The following is a 20,784-nucleotide window of genomic DNA, read 5'->3' as shown; positions in this document are numbered from 1 at the left end:
TTTTGTAGGTGTATGTTCTATTTCATAAAAAAAGGTTAGGTATGTATTATGCTTTCGCTTGATTGACAGTTGGTTTGTTTTGACTTCGGGTCAAGACAGTATCAACCCACTGCTCGTAATTTACTATTTCATGGAGAAAGTATATGAAAAATAATTCAGGAAGTATTTATCGAAGCAGTAGCGCAATTATCGCCTTTTTTATCATTTTTTTCGCAAACTACGCTCAGGCAGCATTATCGCCTTTTCAAAGCTTTGTGGGAAATGTAGGCTTGTCTACTGACGGATTTGGGTCTACCACTGAGTCTGGAATAATCTCAGCATCTGTACCTGCTGGTTCAACAGTTCTCGCAGCTTATTTGTACTCAGCGACAAACACCTCCTCAACAATACCTACAGTTCAGTTAGATGGGACTTCAGTAACGTTTGGCCCTGCAGTACCTAATGCGACGGCGTGCTGCAATTTGAGGTCTTATCGCTCAGATGTAACAAGTATAGTCAAAAGCTCAATAGAATCAGGGCCTGGGGGAATATATGATTTTTCAGTCACTGAAAGTGGTTTATTTACAAATCAAATAGATGGCGAAGCACTAGTTATCGTTTATGAAAACGCTGCGCTCCCAAATGCTTCGGTTGGGTTGTTAGATGGGTTTGCAAGCGTAACTGGTGATAGTACATCTATAAATTTCGCTAGTCCGTTAGCACCAACCAGTGCAGGCTTTTTCGCAGAAATGTCTCTTGGTATATCATTTAGCTGTTGCAGTCAGCGCTCAACGGTAAACGTCAACGGGCAACTATTAACAGATAATGCTGGAAATAACGACGACTCATCGGATCCATCATTGTCAAACGGCAACCTTATAACCGTGGGTGGGTTTGAGGATTCGATTTTTAGTAGTAATCCTAGCTATTCAGATGACTCAGAATACTATGACCTTACTACTTTTATTGATGATGGGGACACAAGTATTGTTGTTGATACAGTAAACGCTTCTCAGGACGACAATATCTTTTTTGCTGGATTTTATGTCAGTGGTGAAGCCGGCTTCAATGCACCTCCTCCAAACAGTACAACAGTTTCAACTCCTCCGGTAATTGCTCTCTTTGGCGTATCTATGTGCATGTTTTTAAGAAGAGGGCGCAAAGAAAAGTAGTGTTTAAATTTTTTTTTGTAAATATTGGTTGAACTGGCTTTTGTCTTCTTAAGTCAGTTCACTCTAGGGAGGGAGTATGAAACTAAGTTTTGTTTTTTGTTTAGTGTTTTTTTTATTTGCAAGAGGAGTAATCGCAGCACCAATTCAGGTGTCGGATCTTGTTTATGATGAACAGAAGAAGGAATTTGAGCGTTTAAGTAAACTGCCTCGCTATCGTATGACGCTCGCCCTGATAGAAAAAGAAAGGTTTGAAGAGGCCTTAACAGCAGCAAGGCGCTTGACCCAAACAACGCCTGATGATTATTTGTCAAATCTGTTAATTTCATTAGCTTATATTGGAACCAATGACTTTTTAAAGCTACAAGAGTATTTAAAAAAATTACCTACAGACGAAGCAAATATAAAATATTGGCTAACCGAAACGGTATTCAATGTGTATTTCAGCCAACGGCGATATTTTTATGCGCTTCAAACTATTCAGCGTATCGATGAAAGTAAATTTACGGCGAACTCCTTGCACAATCTAGGTTTAATATACATGGGGCAGGGGCACATGCTACAAGCAGAGCGTGTTCTATCAGAAGCACTTCTTATTGATACCTCAAATAGGGATATAGCTGTATCGCTTTCAAGGGCTTTAGTTATTGAAGGTGAGTACGAAAAAGCGCAAAGCGTGCTTGAAGCCCTGAAAAAAGATGTTTCTCATGATGCAAAGGTTTTACAGTTGTTATCATCTGTCTATATTGCTCTTAATAAAATTGGTCATGCTAAAAGAACGTATGGCTCATTACTTGAAGTAAATGAAAACGACCTTTTAGCCAATTTAAACTTAGGTGTAATAGGACAAATTGAGCAAGATAAGCAAGCGTCCATTAGGTACTTCACGAAAGCTATAGCAATCGATTCATCCTCCGCAGACGCATATGTTGGACTTATCTTGAATAGTCCAGATAAAGACAGAACAAAACAGCTTTCGTTGGCTAAAAATCAAAGCGTAAAGCAAGACCCTATTTTTAACCTTTTGAGGCTGACACTTTCACAAAATGCCGAGTCTCCTTTTATTTCAGCGGCTGCGACCTACTTTCCCGACTTGCCCTATTCTAAAGAAAATTTGCCTAGTCTTTTGTCTTTAGATTTAGTTGAAATAAGCATGCTTTATAGGCTTGGTTACTATGATCAAGTTATAAAGCAAATAGAAAGCTCCCCAGATAAACTTTCGAGTTTACAACAATTGGTTTATGCAAGAAGTTTGATAAAAAAAGGTCGAGATGATTCTGCCAAACTGATTTATAGAAAGATTATTAATGCGGGTGATGATAGAGCAATCTCAGCAAGAATAGAGCTTGCTGAGATTGCTTATCGAGAAAATGATTTTCAAAGTGCGAAAAGCCAGTATGAGCAATTGGTTGCGAAAGATAACGTGCGAGAGGACTGGAAACTCCAACTATCTAATATTTACTTGAAGCTGAATAAAATTGAACAAGCGATAGATGTGCTAAATGAAGCTTATAGCCTGAGTTCAGACGTTTTAGTTTTAAATCAGCTCGCAGCGATTTACTCAGAGTTTTTGAACAAGCACGACAAAGCTATCGAATTAGCGATAAAGGAAAGAGGTAATTTTAATAAATATCCTATATTGCTAGATACCCTTGGATGGTCACATTACAGCAAAGGGGAAATAGCGAACGCTCTTAAGTATTATAGCCTTCTTTTGAAAAAAACTGGAAGTAAGCATACTGCTACTACATTTTATAGAATGGGCCTTGTATATAGAGACGCGGGTGTATCGGGTGCCGCAACTCTTTTTGAGTTGGCATTGAATGAAGGAAAGGACTTTGCGGGTATCAATCAAGCTAAGACTCACCTTGGGGTGAGTGAGAAGGAACTTGCTAATTAGTTGTTGTATGAATACATGTACGACCGTATGTTAAGTTATACTTGACCTGTAACCATCTTGTCATAAAACTATCATCTAATGGCGGCGTCCTTCTTCAAAGTTATACTAAAGGTTAAGTCGTGTTCAATTACACAAGCATCAGCCGTTTGGTGATGACGCCTGTTCTCGCCAGCTTTCTCATACTCATACTATTAAATGGTGCCTCAATTCTAAAGTCTTTCTCGTTACTTAATTCATTCGATGAGTTAGAGAACACGCTTGTGCAAACTGAGCGAGATGTTAATACCACGCTTAGTACTTTCAAAACCCAGGTACAAGAGTGGAAAAATGTTTTGCTTCGCGGCCACAAAAAAGAAGACAGAGAAAAATATTGGGAGCGATTTAAACAACGTGAATCTGACATCGCTCGTCAATTTGACCTGATGCTATCGAGTGAAGTGGTTAGTGAGAGTGTTAAGTCAGACATCATAAAGTTTCAAGAAGCGCATGCACTAATGGCTGAAAAATATCGAGAAGGTTACAACGCGTTTATTAATTCAGGCTTTGACCCAAAAGTTGGCGATAGCTTTGTGCGCGGTATTGATAGAGAACCCGCTAAGCTTTTAGCAAGCATTGCATCAGAAATTGCAGCAGATTCTGCCAATGCGATAGTAGAGCTTAAAGCCAATACCCGCACCATGCTTTGGGTAATCCTATTGGCAGCTATAGCGCTTTCTGTGCTTTCAGTTGTGTATGTTATTGCTCGCTTGCGGTCTCAAGTTATCAAGCCAACGAAGGAAGTAGCAGCGTGTATATCAAACCTGGCTAATAGCGGTTATGACTATAACCTCACTTATTCTAGCGACCATGAGTTGGGCATGCTTGCAGACTCCGCTCGGGCGTTGCAGTTCAAGCTAAAAGATTCGGTTGCACAGCTTCAACAGGCAGAACTAGAGATGGAAAAAGCGTATGGCACCCTTGGCAATGTAGGTCAGTCTATTATGGAAGGCGCCAATGGACAGCGCGATGCCTCACGTTCACTTGATAGCAGCACAGATAAGCTGAAAGAAATTGTACAGAATCTAGTAGCCATCACTGACCAAGTCGCTGTCGCTACAAATAACTCTGAAAAGAACGTGGCAAGTTGTTATGCCACATTTGAAAGCGCTAATGCAGGCTTTAAGCAGCTAGCTAAGACGGTGACAGAGTCTAGTAATATCGTATCTGAGCTACAAAGCCGCAGTACCAATATTCTTAAAGTGGTTAATGTCATTAATGAAATTGCCGATCAAACTAATTTGTTAGCCTTAAATGCAGCGATTGAAGCGGCAAGGGCAGGAGAGCACGGGCGAGGCTTTGCTGTGGTCGCCGATGAAGTGCGTGCACTTGCGGCGAAAACGCAACAATCAACAAAAGAAATTAACGATATATTAAGCAGCTTTGAAGCTGAAGCGAAAGGCGCAGTTGCGGCTATGTCGTCTGGTAAGCAGCTATCAGATACTAACGCGGCAGAAGCCGCAACGGCACTTGAAACTCTTAACAACGTGGTAAGGGATATTCAAGAAACCGCCAGCGTTGTTGTTGCGCTTAATGAAGCGGCAGATGAACAAGAGGCTGTACTTCAGCAGGTGGAAGCGATCATCAGCAACGTAGTTACATCGTCTGAAAAGTACCATCAACTTGCGCAGCGTGATGATATGTCGCGCTCGATGAAAAGTATGTCAGAAAACGTTCAAAAGGTAGTTAACAGTTTGACCTGCTAACGGCGCTTTGTCAGTATTACAGATAGATGTGGAATAAAATTATCGTGGAGTATAGGGTGAATAACTATGCTCTTTTTTATTCCATTGTGAATATCTTGAATAAGTAGTACTGATAATAATGACAACGCCACTCGTTTTTCACCCTATATACAGCGAGCTAGACCTTCCCGAACGCCACCGCTTTCCTATAGAAAAGTATGTAGGAATTCGCGATGAGCTTGTGAAGCGGGGTGTCGCCAACACGCGCTTTATCAAGCCAACGCCTGTCTGCATCTCAGAACTCACATCATATTTCGACCCGCGTTACGTTGACGAACTTACAACGGGAGCGCTAGATAAAAAAGCCATGCGCCGCATTGGCTTTCCTTGGTCGCAGCAACTCATTGAACGAACGCGAACCGCGGTTGCCGGCACATGTTTAACGGCAAAGCTTGCATTAGAGCATGGCAAAGCCCTGAATTTAACAGGAGGTTATCACCACGCATTTGCGGAATATGGTTCAGGTTTTTGCCTATTCAACGATTTGTATTTAGCGGCTAAAACTATGCAGAACACTGCGGCAATTGAAAACGTACTCATTGTCGATTTAGACGTGCACCAAGGTGATGGCACGGCGAAACTGGCCGAAAACGATCGGGATATCTTTACCTTGTCTATTCACGGCGAAAAGAACTTTCCATATAGAAAACAACATTCGGATATTGATATTGGGCTTGCTAAGGGCACCGAGGACGACGAATATTTGAATACGCTTGAACAAGCTCTAACGCTAGTGGTAAGACAGTTTCAGCCTGATGCTATTATCTATGATGCAGGGGTTGATGTGCATGTGAACGACGATTTAGGGCACTTAAATATATCGACTCAAGGCGTATATGAAAGGGACAGACAAGTCTTTGCTCTAGCCGAACGTTTAGGTGTTCCAATCGCTGCAGTTATTGGTGGGGGCTACCAAAGAGATATTGCCGCATTGGTGGATGTACATATTCAACTTTATCGTGCAGCTGGCGTGATTAACTAATAAATAAAAACGGGGGTTACAATCACGCAATCCCCGTTTTTGTTTCCTAGAAAATGGACTGTATCTAGAAGTAAGTTAGTGCAATCTATAAAAATAGTAGCTGAAAACCAATACCAATGCGTTCTTGTGAGCGGTTGTAGTCGATCAGCGAATCACCGTACCCGTTAAAGTACTGCACAAGCACTTCATAGCGGTCAGAAATAGGGTAGGTAAAGTCTAGTTGTATACTGCCTCGATTTTCATCAAAGTCGAGGTTGTTTCTCAACAGTGCGAGTACCTTGAAAGCGCCTATTTTTCTGCCATAGCCAAATTCCATCCTGCCGTAATAATCTTGTATGTCAGGGTTGTCGTCACCTGTAGGGTCAAGTGGATCTACTTTTTCGTCTTCAGGAATACGGTACCAGGTTTTTAAATAGTAAATATCGTCGTTGTCACTAAATACAATTGACGCGAAAAGTCGGTTCCAACTGCGAGAGCGTAGCCCGCTTTGTCCGTTAGACATATGGTTAAAACCTACCTGGAAGGTATTGAACTTGTACCCAAGTACTGAATAATCGGCGGTCTCTTGCCAAAATACTTCGGGTTCGTAATTCGTCTCACGGAAGGGTTTGGATGCTTCGCTATTATACAATTGCCAGAATGACGTTAAAGTAAAGCCAAAATACAATCCGTCAAATCCCGTATCTTCTAAATACAAAGGAAGTTTCGCGCTTACTTGAAACTTGGCCTCTTTGTTGTCTACATTTTCTTCCGTTAACTCTTCATTACCAAAGGTATTAGGGTTAGAAACATAAGTAATAGGAAGTAAATAGTTTTGCCTGTGCTGAGTTATAGCAAAAACGTTATCAAGTGCTTCTTTATCACCTTCTAAACGGTTATCTAGTGCACTTTCGGTAGTGGTATCACGTTTTATGATATCGATAACTTCAATACCACTTTCATCGACGGACGTCTGATTGTCCTCACGTTCAATGGCGTTCTCTTGTTCACTGTTTTCGATTGATGACGTCTGTTCGTTTATCTCTTCTTGTGCTTGTTGTGCATACACAGATGAGCAAGCAGCAAGCGCTGCCAAAAATACAAAAGGCTTTAACCTAGACACCTTTATTTCTCCGTAACGTGGTGGGTAATAGTATTGCTTAATTGAAGCCCAGCGTTTGGCCCTCTGATGATGCAAATACTTGTAAAGTAGATTCTGCTACTGTGACATAGTCAATACAATGTTTTACGACATCATCTATATCGTTATCAGTGCGTTCTGGATCATGGCTATACAAAGCTAATTGCTTAGCATGGCTCGCCATTGCGAGTTTGACCGCTTCTTCTGCGATAGAATGACCCCAACCATTTTTTGCTGGCATATCGGATAACATGTACTGGGCATCATGAATAAGTAGGTCTGCACCATGTGCAAATTTGGCAAAGTCGATAAAATCAGTTTCTTTCTTATAAGGCGGATAAAGTTCGTTGTCAGTAATATATGCGACCTTAGCGCCATTTTCTTCAATGCAATAGGCACTCCCACTGCCGGGGTGATTCATTACTAAGCGCGTAATGGTTGCACTTCCCACAGTGAAAGTCTCTTGCGTTGCTGGAAGTTTAATAAGATTGATATTCGACTTTAACGCACTTTTGGGGACAGGAAATAAAGAGCCTTCCATTTGCTTCAAAATTTGATCTGGTTCATTGAGAGAGGTTTGTCCCGGGTAAATATTGATCTCTCGCGACTCTTGATAAATGGGGGCAAAAAAAGGAAAGCCTTGGATGTGATCCCAATGATTATGGCTTAAAAGAAGATGGATTGGGGTGGTTTTCTTAACTAGGTGATCACCGAGTAAGCGAATACCTGTTCCTGAGTCGAGGATGATATCAGTACCATCCTCAAGCTCGATGTGAACGCATGCAGTGTTGCCACCGTATCGGACGTAAGCCGCTCCCGGTGTGGGGATCGACCCTCTTACGCCATAAAATGTTAACCGCATACGTCCTCTTTTCTTATCTTGCAGGCACGTTCAGGTATTAGAGTGCGGCTACAAAATCTCTTGCTGCGCTAAGATCCAATAACTGCTTCTCGCCAGTACGTCTATTCTTATATTCAACCTGTTGATTATCTAGGTTTCTTTCGCCAATAACAATGCTGTGAGGTATGCCAATTAATTCCATATCATTGAACATAACACCCGGGCGCTCTTTTCTATCATCAAACAACACTTCTACACCAAGCTCAATAAGTTCTTCGTAAAGCGCTTCTGCAGCTTCTTTAATACGATGAGATTTGTGCATATTCATTGGTATTAAAGCAATTTTAAACGGTGCAATTGGATCTGGCCACTTTATGCCAAATTTATCGTGATTTTGCTCAATTGCCGCAGCAACAATTCGCGATACACCAATTCCGTAGCATCCCATAGTAAGCGTTTGATGCTTACCTGTTTCGCTCAACACCCCACAATTCATTGCTTCAGAATATTTTCTGCCAAGCTGGAAGATATGACCGACTTCAATACCGCGTTTGATATCTAGGGTACCTTTACCGTCAGGTGATGTATCACCCGCTACAACGTTTCGAATATCAACACCAGCGATATCTTCAGACCAGTTCACGTTGATATTCATTTTACCGCCAGCACCAGCGCCTGTAGTAAAGTCAGCTAGCGCTGCTGCACTTGCATCGACGTAAGCTGGGACCGGAAGGTTAGTTGCATCTGCAAAATAAGGTACTACACCAAGCACCTCTTTGGCCTTGTCGAATGACGCTTCAACCAGCGGTGTTGCCACAGCTTGTATCTTTTCTGCTTTGACATCGTTAAGCTCGTGATCGGCACGCAGTACTAGTGCAACCCACTTGTCTTCTTGTACTTCTTCGCCTTTCTCATTAGTTGCGTTTGCGGCTTTTACCACAACAACTTTCACAGCATTGGTTATATCGGCATCGATACTCTTAAGTATTTTTTCGAAATCCTTGCCTTTTGCGTCTTTAGTTTCTTTCTCAGCACCTGTTGCTAGGGCTTTTTTCGGGGCCACAGCAGCAGCCATTTCTACGTTAGCCGCATAGTCGCTGCCTGATGAGAATGCAATGGCATCTTCACCAGAGTCAGCCAGTACGTGAAACTCATGAGAATGATTGCCACCAATTGAGCCTGAATCGGCTATTACTGCTCTGAAATCAAGGCCCATACGCGAGAAAATGTTGCAGTAAGCGCTATACATTTTCTGGTAGGTTTCTTCCAGACAACTGTCTTCTAAGTGAAAGCTGTACGCATCTTTCATGGTAAATTCGCGACCGCGCATAATGCCAAAACGAGGGCGAACTTCGTCACGAAATTTAGTTTGAACTTGGTACAGGTTTAAAGGAAGCTGCTTGTAACTGCTAATTTCGTTACGCACTAAGGCAGTAATAACTTCTTCATGAGTTGGGCCTAAAACGAAATCACGCTGGTGGCGGTCTTTTATGCGCAATAGTTCAGGGCCGTATTCTTCCCAGCGACCAGATTCTTCCCACAAGTCAGCAGGTTGAACGACTGGCATTAGCACCTCAATAGCGCCTGCTTTGTTCATTTCTTCACGAACAATATTGGCTACTTTGTTTAGGACACGGAGGCCAGAAGGTAGCCACGTGTATAGACCTGAAGCTAGCTTTCTGATCATGCCAGCTCTTAACATAAGCTGGTGGCTAATAACCTCTGCGTCTGCAGGTGTTTCTTTCTGCGTGGCAAGCAAATATTGACTAGTGCGCATCTAAAGCAGGTATCCTGTTATATATGTATTTATGACTATGGGTGTGATGGACTTTCTCTAACCGCAATTCACATAATACAACATTGCAAAATGCTTAACGTAGAAATAAGGCACCACACGTTTGGGCGTATTCTAATTAACTGTGAGCAATTTCGCCACAGACGGTTAACACTATTCGTCCAATTATCCTAAATGAACGAGTTCAGTTACCCAAATAGCGCCGTCTTTCACCTCAAAACCAACGTCTATATTGTAAAGGGTAACGCGGTAGGTTTTATCTTCATTGTCGAGCTGCTGTTTGTAGGCAGGACGGGGGTCCTGGCTTAGTACAGAAGTAACTAGTGCTGAAAAATCGTTATGCTTTTTTTCAATTTCGGCTAAAGCTGGCTTGAGACGGGCTAAAAATGACACTTTACGATATGGAATGGGGTTCAATTCATCTAGCCTGTCGCAGGCGGCAGGGATGCTGTCAGCGTAAGCTATATAAGGTTTAATATCGATAAGCGGAGTACCATCCACCAAATCGACGCCTTCAACTAACAGTTGAGTTTTTCCATCTCTAGTCACGGTACCTTTGTTTGTAACAACTGACATACCAATGCCGTTTGGTCGATGTGTACTTCGGCTTGCCAAAACTCCCATTGAGGCGTTGCCTCCAAGGCGAGGTGCTTTTACCGTATTCTTCCAGCCGCGTTCAAGGTTTTGATGAAAGATAAAAAGCAACCATAGATGGCTGTAATTTTCTATCCCCTTAAGCATATGGACATCGCTAAAACCTTCTTCAAACGTAATTAGCCCTTGTGCTTTTGCTAAATTTGGCTGCCGAGGAATGGCAAACTTTTGCTTGAAAGGCGTAGCAATAGTTGCGATTGTCGTTACAGTAAATGAAGAGTGGGTAGTCACGCGTAAGCCTTAACTTATTCAAAAATTTGTAAAGTTGTCATATTACTCACACAATCTGTAAGTAAAGTGACGTTTCAAGTGAACGCTTGAGCCAAACTAAACATTCTTATCGTTAATAGGTAAATGTTTATTTAGGTTCCCTGGAGTAATCCAATACTTTGGGCCTGCTTGTATCACGTACTTATTCTTTTTAAGGCGCGTTTTTTTAAACTTAACCCAAAAAAAGAAACGTTACGTGCTTTTTCAAGCGGGCTTGTCTTTTTTAAGCGCATTTAACACGCCTTCAAAATAAGGGCAGCCAAGTGTTTGTGCTTTTTCAATGTTATGGCTGAATATTTTTTCGGCATCTTCTTCTTTCTTCATATAATGTGTGATGTCTGCTTCACGAATTAAATGCAAAAGCGGGTAGGGTGAACGATTGGTATAGTTTGCAGCGTCGTCTACATCGCTACCGTCAAACACATAATCCGGGTGGAAACTGGCAAGTTGATAAGTTCCGCCGTATCCCCAGTCGTGTAGCATATTATCGCTAATAGCCAATACATCGAGATACTCGTTGAAATCAGCAATGCTTGAGTGCGTGAGTGCAATTAGCGTTGTGGCGGTGTTGTCGTTTTCTTCTAAATGCCGCAATTCATCGTAAAGCGATTTGATAACGTCGCCTGCATCACCAGTTATAACCACACATCTAATTCGACTAGGCGTTCTTACATAGCGCGCAAAGGGGCAAAAGTTGTGCTTTATTACGATGTCGTCAACCCATTTGAAGGTTGCATCAACTACATGCTTCTCGCACAACAAGGAAGAGTCTGCCATAAAGGTGTTATTCAATTTTGGTTAGTGTTTTAATTCAGGCGATTATAAAGCAAAAAGGCAGAAATTTACTTTCTGCCTTAAAAATCAAGTTGAGCTAATACGCATTAAGAGTGATATTTTACGTATGCTTCAAGTGTGTTTTCTATCAGGCTAGCTACAGTCATTGGTCCAACACCTCCTGGTACTGGTGTTATCCATCCAGCTCGCTCTTTCGCACTTTCGAAATCTATATCACCCACTAACGAACCGTCATTTATGCGATTAATGCCCACATCAATAACAATTGCGCCAGGCTTTACCCAGTCGCCAGGAATAAAGTTAGGCTTGCCTACAGCGACAACCAGTAAGTCTGCACGTTGAACGTGGCTTTTAAGATCTTGAGTAAACTTGTGACAGGTAGTGACTGTACAGCCCGCTAATAATAGTTCAAGGCTCATAGGGCGGCCTACAATATTTGAAGCACCTACAATGACCGCGTCTAAGCCTTTAACCGGGCGTTTAGTCGACTCAATCATGGTCATAATGCCCTTGGGAGTACAGGGGCGTAAAGCAGGGATGCGTTGTGCGAGACGGCCAATATTGTATGGGTGGAACCCGTCCACATCTTTATGAGGGTGAATTCGTTCTAACACCTTCTCAGCGTTTAAGCCCGCAGGTAAAGGGAGCTGTACTAGTATACCGTCTATTTCTTTGTCTTCGTTTAGCTCGTCCACCAGTTTCAGTAAGGTTTCTTCTGTAGTATCTGAAGGCAGATCAAAAGAGCGAGATACAAAACCTACTTCGTCACAGGCTTTACGCTTGTTGGAGACATAAACTTGAGACGCTGCGTCACTACCCACTAAGACAACAGCGAGACCTGGCTGTCTTTTACCTGCTTGTGTCAGTGATTCAACATAGGACGTAACATGTTGGCGAACTTGTTTGGCAATTAGTTTGCCGTCAATAAGATGGGCGGTCATAGTCTTGTACGATTCTTATATGGTTGGATGGTCAACAAGTGGCCTATATTGTTTCATAAAAGTAGGCCAATACTCTAGCAATTATTAGAGGGGGGCGTGAAGATTGGTGAACTGGAATGTGTGATAGTCACTAAGTCTGTAAAACATAGACCTATGTAAAACAACCTATCCTCGTCTCGAAATTGTATGTATTGCATTTCACATAGGCGGTAAGCTTTGTCTGCTCGACGCCAGGGGCGTTATCAAAATGTGTATAAAAGCCACACTACATCAGCCTAATTGCTCAAAAAAACGTGATAATGCATGCTTTATGAGCGGTTGATTATTTTATTTGAAAAAGTGTTTGACGAGGTGGGGGGATGTCAGTAATATTCGCACCCCGTAACGGCACAGAGGCTAACGCTTCAGGGTCGGTACGACAGTCGGTGAGTGGCGCAGCTTGGTAGCGCACTTGTTTTGGGTACAAGGGGTCGCAGGTTCAAATCCTGTCTCACCGACCATTTTTTGCAGCGTAGATTCGCCAAGCGCCCGTAGCTCAGCTGGATAGAGCAACGGCCTTCTAAGCCGTGGGTCGCAGGTTCGAATCCTGCCGGGCGCGCCATGCGAGTCAGGTAGGTCCTGACAGTAAGGCTGAATTTCGTCTATATTGCTACTGTAAAGCATATAGGTAGCAAAAGCTTCAATGGTGGGCGTAGCTCAGTTGGTAGAGCCCCGGATTGTGATTCCGGTTGTCGTGGGTTCAAGTCCCATCGTCCACCCCACTTTTTTGCGGAAGTGGTGGAATTGGTAGACACGCTGGATTTAGGTTCCAGTGCTTCACGGCGTGAGAGTTCAAGTCTCTCCTTCCGCACCATATTTTCAAGCTTTTTTTAAAAGCTTACTAGAGCATTTCAGTCGGTGAGTGGCGCAGCTTGGTAGCGCACTTGTTTTGGGTACAAGGGGTCGCAGGTTCAAATCCTGTCTCACCGACCATTCTTGCTTTATCGGTTCAATTCATAGCTTTGCTTGTCGAATACAATCCATGAGCTTGCGGGTAAGAATCGTTATTTAAATTACTACCGAACAGATAATATAATCCTGATAGTTCGGTAGGCGTCCATGTGTTTTACCATTCACACATGAATAAAGTCAGGATTACTATGGTGGGCGTAGCTCAGTTGGTAGAGCCCCGGATTGTGATTCCGGTTGTCGTGGGTTCAAGTCCCATCGTCCACCCCACTTTTTTGCGGAAGTGGTGGAATTGGTAGACACGCTGGATTTAGGTTCCAGTGCTTCACGGCGTGAGAGTTCAAGTCTCTCCTTCCGCACCATACTTTCAAGCTTTTTTAAAAGCTTATTAGAGCATTTCAGTCGGTGAGTGGCGCAGCTTGGTAGCGCACTTGTTTTGGGTACAAGGGGTCGCAGGTTCAAATCCTGTCTCACCGACCATTATTTCTTCCTTACTTTTCTTTTGTAAACCTGCAATAACTCTGTATTTATTTCAAATTCTACTTATAGTTTCGCTATTTGTTCAAAATGCGTTCAAATGGTTGTTACAAACTTGTGTTTGCCTCTCGACTCTTGTGGTATGCGGCTGTATACTACGGCGTCTTTTTTTAACTAGTATGTTTGTCTCTGGTTAGTTTTTATAGGTGCTATTTAGGTGTCTTGACCATGAGTTTACAAACGTCGAATAACGACCTTCTACCCCGGCGTGATATGCAATTAATGCATGACGGGAGAGGGGATTGAGAACAAAACGCCTATAGAGGCGTATAGTTGAGGTAACATAATGCAAGTTTCAGTCGAGACGACCCAGGGTTTAGAACGCCGTCTTACTATCACCGTTCCATCTGATACGGTTGATTCAGCAGTTAAGTCACGCCTACAGCAGTTGGCAAAAACACAACGCATCAACGGCTTCCGTCCAGGCAAAGTTCCTGTAAGCGTAATCAAAAAGCGTTTCGGCCAGGCAGTTCGCCAAGAAGTTGCTGGCGATGTTATGCAGCAAAACTTCTACCAAGCAGTGATTCAAGAAAAAATCCAGCCTGCTGGTATGCCTAACTTTGAACTGACTAAAGATGAAGACGGTCAGGACTTAGAGTTCGTAGCATCTTTCGAAGTTTACCCAGAAGTAGAAGTGAAAGGTGTTAGCGATATCGAAATCGAAAAGCCAGTGGTTGAAATCACTGACAAAGATCTTGATAACATGATGGAAACACTTCAGAAGCAGCACGCATCTTGGAAAGAAGTTAAGCGTAAAGCGAAGAAAGACGATAAAGTTATCATTGACTTCGTTGGCTCTATTGACGGTGAAGAGTTTGAAGGCGGAAAAGCAGAAGATTTCGCACTTGAGCTTGGTAAAGATCGCATGATCCCTGGTTTCGAAAAGCCGTTAGTAGGCGCGAAGGCGGGTGAAGAAGTGACTATCGAAGTTACCTTCCCGGAAGACTACCACGCTGAAAACCTTAAAGGTAAAGACGCTGTTTTCCAAGCAACTGTTAAGAAAGTAGAAGGTTTAGACCTTCCTAAAGTTGACGAAGAGTTTGCTAAGTTGTTCGGTGTTGAAGAAGGCGGTATTGATGCACTTAAAGCTGAAGTTCGCAAGAACATGCAGCGTGAGCTAAACCAAACGCTTAAAGCACAAGTTAAAGAAGACGTAATTTCTAAACTTGTTGAAGCTAACGAGATTGATATTCCTCAAGCGCTTATCGATCAAGAAGTAAACGCGCTACGCGAGCAAGCGAAGCAACGTTTCAGCCAGCAAGGCGGCGGTCAGAACCTTCCAGACCTACCTGCTGAATTGTTCACTGACAACGCTAAGCGTCGCGTATCTATTGGTCTACTTCTAGGTGAAGTAATCAAAGAAAACGAACTAAAAGCAGACGAAGCTAAAGTTAACGAGATGATCGAAACTGCTGCTTCAGCGTATGAAGACCCACAAGAAGTTGTTGACTACTACAACAACAACCAAGAGCTTATGCAGCAGATGCAAAACGTTGCACTAGAAGAGCAAGCGATTGAGTGGGTTCTTGAGCAAGCAAAAGTTACTGATGTAACTAAAGCTTTTGACGAGGTTATGAACAAACAGGCGTAATTTTTTACTGTCTGATTGACATTACTTGTCAGCAACTGCTTAAATGCTCGGAGCCTTCCGAGCATTTTTGTTTTTAACGCTAGATAATCAAGGTAGCTATGACTAATACCCCGTTTGACCCAATGAATGCACTTGTTCCTATGGTTGTAGAGCAGACCGCTAAAGGTGAACGCTCATACGACATTTACTCTCGTCTGTTGAAAGAAAACGTAATTTTCTTGGTAGGACAAGTTGAAGATCACATGGCCAACCTCATCGTTGCTCAAATGTTGTTCTTAGAAGCTGAAAATCCAGAGAAAGATATTTTCCTATACATTAACTCACCAGGTGGTTCTGTAACTGCTGGCATGGCTATTTATGACACGATGAGATTCATAAAGCCTGACGTGAGTACTGTGTGTATGGGCCAGGCCGCTAGTATGGGGGCATTTCTTCTATCTGCAGGAGCAAAAGGTAAGCGTTATTGTCTACCTAATTCGCGTGTAATGATTCACCAACCTCTTGGTGGGTTCCAAGGTCAGGCGTCTGATTTTGAAATACATGCGAAGGAAATCCTGTCTATTAAAGAGAAGTTGAACCGCCTAATGGCAGACCATACCGGTCAAGACTATGAAAAAGTCGCGCGTGACACAGACCGTGATAACTTCTTGAGTGCAACTGAGGCAAAAGAATATGGCCTTGTTGACCAAGTTTTAGCAAATCGATCTGACGTAGCCGCAACTAAGTAGTATAGTTATAGATGACCCGAGCCAGTGCAGTGCACGATTTGGTTTCGGCTCGGGTAAGGCAGAGGCAAAAGTAATGAGTGATAAGCAAAGCGGTGACGGTGATAACAAGCTACTGTACTGTTCGTTTTGTGGCAAAAGCCAACACGAAGTAAGAAAGTTAATAGCAGGCCCGTCGGTATTCATTTGCGACGAGTGTGTTGAGTTATGTAACGATATCATTCGCGAAGAAATTAAGGAAATTGCGCCTAAGCAAAAGCAGGACGCTTTACCTAAACCAACTGAAATTCACGCTCATCTTGACGATTACGTTATTGGTCAAGAACATGCGAAAAAGGTGTTGTCAGTAGCGGTTTATAACCACTACAAGCGTTTGCGCAATGGCGATGTTCACGACGGCGTTGAGTTAGGCAAGAGTAATATTTTGCTTATAGGCCCAACTGGTAGTGGTAAAACGTTACTAGCGGAAACGCTAGCCCGTTTGTTAGATGTGCCGTTTACCATGGCTGATGCTACAACGTTAACCGAAGCTGGTTACGTGGGTGAAGACGTAGAGAATATTATTCAGAAATTGCTTCAGAAGTGTGACTACGACGTTGAAAAAGCGCAGCGCGGTATCGTTTACATAGATGAAATCGATAAAATTTCTCGTAAGTCTGATAATCCATCTATTACCCGTGACGTTTCGGGTGAAGGTGTACAACAGGCATTGCTCAAGCTCATCGAAGGTACAGTGGCTTCAGTCCCTCCGCAAGGTGGACGTAAGCATCCGCAACAGGAATTCTTACAGGTTGACACCTCTAAAATACTGTTTATTTGTGGTGGTGCATTTGCCGGTCTCGATAAAGTTATCGAGCAACGCGCACAGAAAGACACAGGTATTGGATTTGGTGCTACGGTTAAATCGAAAGACAACAGTAAGCAAATTAGCGAATTGTTTAAGCAGGTCGAACCTGAAGATTTGGTGAAGTACGGATTGATCCCAGAATTCATCGGTCGTTTACCGGTTGTTACCAGTCTTGAAGAATTGAACGAAGAAGCGTTAATTCAAATTCTACGTGAACCGAAGAATGCGATTACTAAGCAATATGGTGCATTATTCTCGATGGAAGACGTAGAGCTTGAATTCCGTGACGATGCGCTTAATGCTATTGCTAAGAAAGCAATGGATCGTAAAACAGGTGCACGTGGCCTTCGCTCAATCGTAGAAGCTGTACTGCTAGATACTATGTATGACCTTCCTTCAATGGAGGATGTAAGCAAGGTAGTGATTGATGAAACCGTTATTCGCGGTGAATCGAAGCCTATTTTGATTTACGACAGCAATGAAAAGAAGGCTGCCTCTGAGTAGGAGTCAGGCTTTTAGAAAAAGGTCCTTAGGGGCCTTTTTTTGTTTTGGTTCCAAGTGTTTTCTTGTGCCGTTTACGATGTTTCAATTCTCGCAAGAACAAAAATTTTCCTCAACATGAACAATATTTGAGCGGTTGACACAGTTCACGCTATCCTTTCTACTAGATTTCTTAGTTTTATATTGCCTTACGATGCAAAATCGATAATGGTTATATTGAGGTCTACAGGCCCTGGAGCAGGGAAGGTAAGGTTAAGGAATTAACACACTTTAATAAGTTTCGATTGAACTTTGCTCTTACATCCCCATATAAAAATGACATTTCAAACTAATTGAGAACAAGTATGACAGTTGAGCGTGAAAATCGCATTGAAATTCCTGTGCTTGCCTTGCGGGACGTGGTTGTTTACCCGCATATGGTCATACCCCTATTTGTTGGGCGTGAGAAATCAATCCGTTGCCTTGAAGCGGCAATGGATAATGACAAACAAATTTTTCTAGTAGCACAAAAAGATGCGGGCGTTGATGAACCTGAAGCAGGCGACATTTACACTGTAGGTACTATTGCTACTATCCTACAACTTTTAAAGCTGCCTGACGGTACCGTTAAGGTACTCGTAGAAGGTAGTGTACGTGGTGAAATTGAAAGCTATAAGCAGTCAGATCCTTTCTTCGTTGCTAACGTTGACAAGCTAGAAGATGAAGGCATTGATGAGAGCGAACAAGAAGTCTTGATTCGTTCTGCGGTTTCGCAGTTTGAAGGCTACGTGAAACTTAACAAAAAAATTCCACCAGAAGTGCTCACTTCACTCAACGGAATTGAAGATGCAGCCCGTCTTGCCGACACCATGGCTGCGCACATGCCGCTTAAGCTTACTGAAAAGCAAAAAGTACTAGAGATGCAGGGCGTAAATGAGCGTCTGGAATATCTAATGGCGCTGATGGAAGGCGAAATTGATTTGCTACAGGTCGAAAAGAAAATTCGCACCCGTGTTAAAAAGCAAATGGAAAAGAGCCAGCGCGAATACTATTTGAATGAGCAAATGAAAGCCATTCAAAAAGAATTAGGTGAGCTAGATGACGCACCTGATGAATTTGAAGCGCTGGCTAAAAAAATTGCCGACGCAAAAATGCCTAAAGAAGCGGAAGATAAAGCGAAAGCTGAACTTCAAAAGCTTAAGATGATGTCGCCTATGTCAGCGGAAGCCACCGTGCTTCGAAGTTATATTGAGTGGCTCACTAATGTTCCGTGGAACAAACGCTCGCCAGTGAAAAAAGATCTTTCACGGGCTGAAGGCGTGCTTAATGAAGACCATTACGGTCTTGAAAAAGTAAAAGAACGTATTCTTGAGTATTTGGCGGTTCAACAGCGCGTTAAGAAGCTCAAAGGCCCAATTCTCTGTCTTGTAGGTCCTCCTGGTGTGGGTAAAACCTCGCTTGGCCAATCTGTCGCTAAAGCAACAGGACGTAAATATGTTCGTATGGCCCTAGGCGGCGTGCGAGACGAAGCTGAAATCCGTGGGCACCGTCGTACTTACATTGGTTCTTTGCCAGGTAAGCTGGTGCAAAAAATGGCGAAAGTAGGGGTTAAAAACCCATTGTTCTTGCTAGACGAAATTGACAAGATGTCGTCAGACATGAGAGGCGACCCTGCTTCAGCATTACTTGAAGTATTAGACCCTGAGCAAAACAATAGCTTCAGTGATCACTATTTAGAAGTCGATTACGATTTGTCTGACGTAATGTTCGTTGCAACCTCTAACAGCATGAACATTCCAGGCCCATTGCTAGATCGTATGGAAGTTATTCGTCTATCAGGCTACACCGAAGATGAAAAGCTTAACATTGCGAAGAACCATTTAATTGGTAAGCAAATGGAGCGTAATGGTCTTAAATCGAAAGAGTTAGAAATCACCGATTCTGCTGTAATTGGTATGATTCGTTATTACACGCGCGAAGCGGGCGTTCGTAGTTTAGAGCGTGAAGTGTCTAAAGTTTGCCGTAAAGCCGTTAAGGATATTTTGCTTAAGAAGAGCAAAGATAAAGTGGTTGTTACGCAGGATAATCTTAAAGATTATCTTGGCGTTCAACGCTTTGATTACGGTAAAGCTGACAAAGACAATCAAATTGGACAAGTTACAGGCCTTGCTTGGACACAAGTGGGTGGCGACCTGTTGACCATTGAAACTACGTCGGTGCCGGGTAAGGGCAAGATGACGTCTACTGGTTCGTTAGGTGATGTCATGCAGGAGTCTATCAAGGCTGCCATGACTGTAGTGCGAAGTCGTGCCGAGAAGCTTCGAATTAATGAAGACTTCTATGAAAAACGTGATATTCATGTTCACGTACCGGAAGGAGCTACACCGAAAGATGGTCCGAGTGCGGGTATCGCAATGTGTACCGCTTTGGTATCTTCGTTAACGGGGAACCCGGTGAAATGCGATGTTGCTATGACGGGCGAAATTACCCTGCGCGGTGAAGTGCTCGCTATCGGAGGCCTTAAAGAAAAGTTACTTGCGGCACACCGAGGCGGAATAAAAACGGTAGTTATTCCTAAGGATAACGAACGTGATCTGGAAGAAATTCCTGATAACGTGAAGAAAGATCTATCAATTCATCCAGTTAAATGGATTGATGATGTTCTTGATATTGCGCTTCAGGAACCAGTTGAAAGCTTCGAAGTGGTTAAAAAATAACTAAGATGCTTGGCTGTAAACCTTTAATTTTAAAGGCGTGCAGCCTTGTTTTTGCTATAAATTTGCAATAATTGACTAAAAAGTAAGCATTAGACGAAAGAAAACCTCATTTTTTTAAAAATAGGGCTTTCATGTCGCAAAAGTTGTGTTACCTTTAAGTGGTATTCGCTTGAAGCCTTGCCACAAAAGGGATTGCAGCGATTCATTTAAAAAGTTAATTAATTGTGACTGAAGCTTGATGTTAACGATCAAGCTTGCTATAACGTTCAAGCAAAATCGTTTTGGACAAACAGTATAATAACAATCGAAGGGGATCTAATTGTGAACAAGTCTCAACTTATCGACCAAATCGCTGCTGGTGCAGACATTTCTAAAGCAGCTGCTGGCCGCGCTCTTGACGCATTCACTGACTCAGTAACTGCGGCGCTTAAAGACGGCGACCAAGTTGCACTAGTAGGCTTTGGTACTTTCTCAGTTCGCGAACGTTCAGCTCGCAGTGGCCGTAACCCACAAACTGGTGAGACTATTCAGATTTCAGCAGCGAAAGTTCCATCTTTCAAAGCTGGTAAAGCACTGAAAGACGCTTGTAACTAAGCAAAAAAATTATAGAAAAAGGCGATGGCTAGTCCATCGCCTTTTTTATTTCTAAAAGAAAGAATTCAATATTGGGGTCAGAGTAACGACTCTGACCCCAATATTTTAAGAATAGGAA

15 protein-coding genes and 8 tRNA genes are annotated in these 20,784 nt (G+C 42.7%); 17 read left to right on the top strand and 6 right to left on the bottom strand.

The features are described from left to right. The first annotated feature begins 143 nt into the window (after positions 1–143). From KL866_RS03545 to KL866_RS03530, 4 genes are all read left to right on the top strand, one after another. Positions 144–1,151 (top strand): hypothetical protein, encoded by a 1,008-nt coding sequence (locus KL866_RS03545; protein ID WP_025255899.1) that lies wholly within the window; start codon positions 144–146, stop codon positions 1,149–1,151. Between the two features lie 76 nt (positions 1,152–1,227). Continuing rightward, entirely contained in the window at positions 1,228–3,048 is a 1,821-nt protein-coding gene (locus tag KL866_RS03540; protein ID WP_025255898.1) for a tetratricopeptide repeat protein, read from the top strand. A gap of 119 nt (positions 3,049–3,167) precedes the next feature. Beyond that, positions 3,168–4,790, top strand: coding sequence for a methyl-accepting chemotaxis protein (locus tag KL866_RS03535; RefSeq protein ID WP_214993385.1), 1,623 nt, complete (start codon positions 3,168–3,170; stop codon positions 4,788–4,790). Between the two features lie 118 nt (positions 4,791–4,908). Then, positions 4,909–5,811 (top strand): histone deacetylase, encoded by a 903-nt coding sequence (locus tag KL866_RS03530; RefSeq protein ID WP_025255896.1) that lies wholly within the window; start codon positions 4,909–4,911, stop codon positions 5,809–5,811. A gap of 85 nt (positions 5,812–5,896) precedes the next feature. On the opposite strand, the gene KL866_RS03525 is transcribed toward KL866_RS03530, so the two are convergent. From KL866_RS03525 to folD, 6 genes are all read right to left on the bottom strand, one after another. After that, positions 5,897–6,913, bottom strand: a complete 1,017-nt coding sequence (locus KL866_RS03525; RefSeq protein ID WP_025255895.1) for a phospholipase A — start codon at positions 6,911–6,913, stop codon at positions 5,897–5,899. 37 nt (positions 6,914–6,950) lie between these two features. After that, complete coding sequence (locus KL866_RS03520) at positions 6,951–7,793, bottom strand: MBL fold metallo-hydrolase (protein WP_025255894.1); 843 nt, start codon at positions 7,791–7,793, stop codon at positions 6,951–6,953. 37 nt (positions 7,794–7,830) lie between these two features. Further along, positions 7,831–9,549, bottom strand: a complete 1,719-nt coding sequence (locus KL866_RS03515; RefSeq protein ID WP_025255893.1) for a proline--tRNA ligase — start codon at positions 9,547–9,549, stop codon at positions 7,831–7,833. A gap of 183 nt (positions 9,550–9,732) precedes the next feature. Then, positions 9,733–10,452 (bottom strand): tRNA (N6-threonylcarbamoyladenosine(37)-N6)-methyltransferase TrmO, encoded by a 720-nt coding sequence (gene tsaA, locus KL866_RS03510; RefSeq protein ID WP_025255892.1) that lies wholly within the window; start codon positions 10,450–10,452, stop codon positions 9,733–9,735. Positions 10,453–10,695: 243 nt separating this feature from the next. Further along, complete coding sequence (locus KL866_RS03505) at positions 10,696–11,268, bottom strand: DUF1415 domain-containing protein (protein WP_025255891.1); 573 nt, start codon at positions 11,266–11,268, stop codon at positions 10,696–10,698. A 104-nt stretch (positions 11,269–11,372) separates the two neighbouring features. Then, positions 11,373–12,227, bottom strand: coding sequence for a bifunctional methylenetetrahydrofolate dehydrogenase/methenyltetrahydrofolate cyclohydrolase FolD (gene folD / locus KL866_RS03500; RefSeq protein WP_025255890.1), 855 nt, complete (start codon positions 12,225–12,227; stop codon positions 11,373–11,375). Positions 12,228–12,650: 423 nt separating this feature from the next. Here folD and KL866_RS03495 point away from each other — a divergent pair. The 13 genes from KL866_RS03495 to hupB all read left to right on the top strand — a co-directional run bounded on the left by KL866_RS03495 (position 12,651) and on the right by hupB (position 20,666). Continuing rightward, a tRNA-Pro gene (locus KL866_RS03495) sits at positions 12,651–12,727 on the top strand. A 24-nt stretch (positions 12,728–12,751) separates the two neighbouring features. Further along, positions 12,752–12,828: transfer RNA gene (locus tag KL866_RS03490), tRNA-Arg, on the top strand. 84 nt (positions 12,829–12,912) lie between these two features. After that, positions 12,913–12,988, top strand: a tRNA-His gene (locus tag KL866_RS03485). Between the two features lie 7 nt (positions 12,989–12,995). After that, positions 12,996–13,080 (top strand) — tRNA-Leu (locus KL866_RS03480). Between the two features lie 42 nt (positions 13,081–13,122). Next, positions 13,123–13,199, top strand: a tRNA-Pro gene (locus KL866_RS03475). 170 nt (positions 13,200–13,369) lie between these two features. Beyond that, positions 13,370–13,445: transfer RNA gene (locus KL866_RS03470), tRNA-His, on the top strand. A gap of 7 nt (positions 13,446–13,452) precedes the next feature. Further along, a tRNA-Leu gene (locus tag KL866_RS03465) sits at positions 13,453–13,537 on the top strand. Between the two features lie 41 nt (positions 13,538–13,578). Next, positions 13,579–13,655, top strand: a tRNA-Pro gene (locus KL866_RS03460). A gap of 343 nt (positions 13,656–13,998) precedes the next feature. Then, a complete protein-coding gene (gene tig, locus KL866_RS03455; protein ID WP_025255889.1) occupies positions 13,999–15,303 on the top strand; it encodes a trigger factor in 1,305 nt (434 codons plus the stop codon). Between the two features lie 98 nt (positions 15,304–15,401). Further along, positions 15,402–16,031, top strand: a complete 630-nt coding sequence (gene clpP / locus KL866_RS03450; RefSeq protein ID WP_025255888.1) for an ATP-dependent Clp endopeptidase proteolytic subunit ClpP — start codon at positions 15,402–15,404, stop codon at positions 16,029–16,031. A gap of 73 nt (positions 16,032–16,104) precedes the next feature. Beyond that, positions 16,105–17,379, top strand: coding sequence for an ATP-dependent protease ATP-binding subunit ClpX (clpX, locus tag KL866_RS03445; RefSeq protein WP_025255887.1), 1,275 nt, complete (start codon positions 16,105–16,107; stop codon positions 17,377–17,379). A 341-nt stretch (positions 17,380–17,720) separates the two neighbouring features. After that, complete coding sequence (gene lon, locus KL866_RS03440; protein ID WP_025255886.1) at positions 17,721–20,072, top strand: endopeptidase La; 2,352 nt, start codon at positions 17,721–17,723, stop codon at positions 20,070–20,072. A gap of 321 nt (positions 20,073–20,393) precedes the next feature. After that, positions 20,394–20,666 carry a nucleoid-associated protein HU-beta gene (hupB, locus tag KL866_RS03435; RefSeq protein WP_012518978.1) on the top strand — a complete coding sequence of 91 codons (273 nt, stop codon included), beginning with the start codon at positions 20,394–20,396 and terminating at the stop codon, positions 20,664–20,666. The last annotated feature ends 118 nt before the right edge of the window (positions 20,667–20,784 follow it).

The sequence above is a fragment of the Alteromonas sp. ALT199 genome, from assembly GCF_018619335.1.
Classification (GTDB): domain Bacteria; phylum Pseudomonadota; class Gammaproteobacteria; order Enterobacterales; family Alteromonadaceae; genus Alteromonas.
This window is presented reverse-complemented; position numbering and strand designations above follow the sequence as displayed.